The organism is Streptococcus alactolyticus (assembly GCF_042649785.1).
In the GTDB taxonomy this organism is placed as follows: Bacteria; Bacillota; Bacilli; order Lactobacillales; family Streptococcaceae; genus Streptococcus; species Streptococcus alactolyticus.
Genome location: NZ_JBHRZX010000044.1, coordinates 1 through 2,787, shown reverse-complemented (window position 1 = coordinate 2,787; position 2,787 = coordinate 1). Strand labels below are relative to the sequence as shown.

The window sequence follows — 2,787 nt, the reverse complement described above, 5'->3', positions numbered from 1 at the left end:
CACAAGGGTAGTATCCCAACAACGCCTCCACCGAGACTAGCGTCCCGATTTCATAGGCTCCTACCTATCCTGTACATGTGGTACAGATATTCAATATCAAACTGCAGTAAAGCTCCATGGGGTCTTTCCGTCCTGTCGCGGGTAACCTGCATCTTCACAGGTACTAAAATTTCACCGAGTCTCTCGTTGAGACAGTGCCCAAATCATTACGCCTTTCGTGCGGGTCGGAACTTACCCGACAAGGAATTTCGCTACCTTAGGACCGTTATAGTTACGGCCGCCGTTTACTGGGGCTTCAATTCACACCTTCGCTATTGCTAAGCGCTCCTCTTAACCTTCCAGCACCGGGCAGGCGTCACCCCCTATACATCATCTTACGATTTAGCAGAGAGCTGTGTTTTTGATAAACAGTTGCTTGGGCCTATTCACTGCGGCTGACTTAAAGTCAGCACCCCTTCTCCCGAAGTTACGGGGTCATTTTGCCGAGTTCCTTAACGAGAGTTCTCTCGCTCACCTGAGGCTACTCGCCTCGACTACCTGTGTCGGTTTGCGGTACGGGTAGAGTATAATTAACGCTAGAAGCTTTTCTTGGCAGTGTGACATCACTAACTTCGCTACTAAACTTCGCTCCCCATCACAGCTCAATGTTACAGATACAAGCATTTGACTCATATCACACCTCACTGCTTAGACGTGCACTTCCAATCGCACGCTTTAGTTAGCCTACTGCGTCCCTCCATCACTATATACTCTAGTACAGGAATATCAACCTGTTGGCCATCGGATACACCTTTCGGTCTCTCCTTAGGTCCCGACTAACCCAGGGCGGACGAGCCTTCCCCTGGAAACCTTAGTCTTACGGTGGACAGGATTCTCACCTGTCTTTCGCTACTCATACCGGCATTCTCACTTCTATGCGTTCCAGCGCTCCTCACGGTACACCTTCATCACACATAGAACGCTCTCCTACCATACCTAAAAGGTATCCACAGCTTCGGTAATATGTTTTAGCCCCGGTACATTTTCGGCGCAGGGTCACTCGACTAGTGAGCTATTACGCACTCTTTGAATGAATAGCTGCTTCTAAGCTAACATCCTAGTTGTCTGTGCAACCCCACATCCTTTTCCACTTAACATATATTTTGGGACCTTAGCTGGTGGTCTGGGCTGTTTCCCTTTCGACTACGGATCTTAGCACTCGCAGTCTGACTGCCGATTATATCTCATTGGCATTCGGAGTTTATCTGATATTGGTAATCCGGGATGGACCCCTCAATCAAACAGTGCTCTACCTCCAAGAGACTTAACATCGACGCTAGCCCTAAAGCTATTTCGGAGAGAACCAGCTATCTCCAAGTTCGTTTGGAATTTCTCCGCTACCCACAAGTCATCCAAGCACTTTTCAACGTGCCCTGGTTCGGGCCTCCAGTGAGTTTTACCTCACCTTCACCCTGCTCATGGGTAGGTCACATGGTTTCGGGTCTACGACATGATACTAAATCGCCCTATTAAGACTCGGTTTCCCTACGGCTCCGTCTCTTCAACTTAACCTCGCATCATATCGTAACTCGCCGGTTCATTCTACAAAAGGCACGCTCTCACCCATTAACGGGCTCGAACTTGTTGTAGGCACACGGTTTCAGGTTCTATTTCACTCCCCTCCCGGGGTGCTTTTCACCTTTCCCTCACGGTACTGGTTCACTATCGGTCACTAGAGAGTATTTAGGGTTAGGAGATGGTCCTCCCAGATTCCGACGAGATTTCTCGTGTCTCGCCGTACTCAGGATACTGCTAGGGTTAAAGACTATTTCGAATACGAGGCTGTTACTCTCTTTGGCTTACCTTCCCAGGTAATTCTTCTATAATCTTGTCGTCCCACAACGCAGTCCTACAACCCCGATGTGTAAACACATCGGTTTGCCCTCCTGCCTCTTCGCTCGCCGCTACTAAGGCAATCGCGTTTGCTTTCTCTTCCTGCAGCTACTTAGATGTTTCAGTTCACTGCGTCTTCCTCTACATTACCTTAACAGTAATGAGTGACAACCATTAGTTGCCGGGTTCCCCCATTCGGACATCTCTGGATCAATGCTTACTTACAGCTCCCCAAAGCATTTCGTCGTTAGTCACGTCCTTCATCGGCTTCTAGTGCCAAGGCATCCACCGTGCGCCCTTATTAACTTAACCTTATTTTGGTCTTATTGACCTTAAACTCATTAAATCACAGCGTTTCGGTTTATTTCTTGTTACTTTCTACAATTATTTCTAATTGTGGAATTTGATATAGATATTCAATTTTCAATGGACAATCTTTGAATCTTTCGATTCAATGGAGCCTAGCGGGATCGAACCGCTGACCTCCTGCGTGCAAAGCAGGCGCTCTCCCAGCTGAGCTAAGGCCCCACAAGACCTCTCAAAACTAAACAATACGCCAAACGTGCTTCCGTTTTTCCTTAGAAAGGAGGTGATCCAGCCGCACCTTCCGATACGGCTACCTTGTTACGACTTCACCCCAATCATCTATCCCACCTTAGGCGGCTGGCTCCTTACGGTTACCTCACCGACTTCGGGTGTTACAAACTCTCGTGGTGTGACGGGCGGTGTGTACAAGGCCCGGGAACGTATTCACCGCGGCGTGCTGATCCGCGATTACTAGCGATTCCGACTTCATGTAGGCGAGTTGCAGCCTACAATCCGAACTGAGATTGGCTTTAAGAGATTTGCTTGCCGTCACCGACTTGCGACTCGTTGTACCAACCATTGTAGCACGTGTGTAGCCCAGGTCATAAG

1 tRNA gene and 2 rRNA genes are annotated in these 2,787 nt (G+C 48.7%); all 3 read right to left on the bottom strand.

The annotated features are described in order from the left end of the window. Nucleotides 1-2,184 (bottom strand): 23S ribosomal RNA (locus ACFORE_RS08640); the annotation flags it as partial. Between the two features lie 143 nt (nucleotides 2,185-2,327). Continuing rightward, a tRNA-Ala gene (locus ACFORE_RS08635) sits at nucleotides 2,328-2,400 on the bottom strand. 54 nt (nucleotides 2,401-2,454) lie between these two features. Continuing rightward, nucleotides 2,455-2,787: ribosomal RNA gene (locus tag ACFORE_RS08630) — 16S ribosomal RNA — on the bottom strand; the annotation flags it as partial.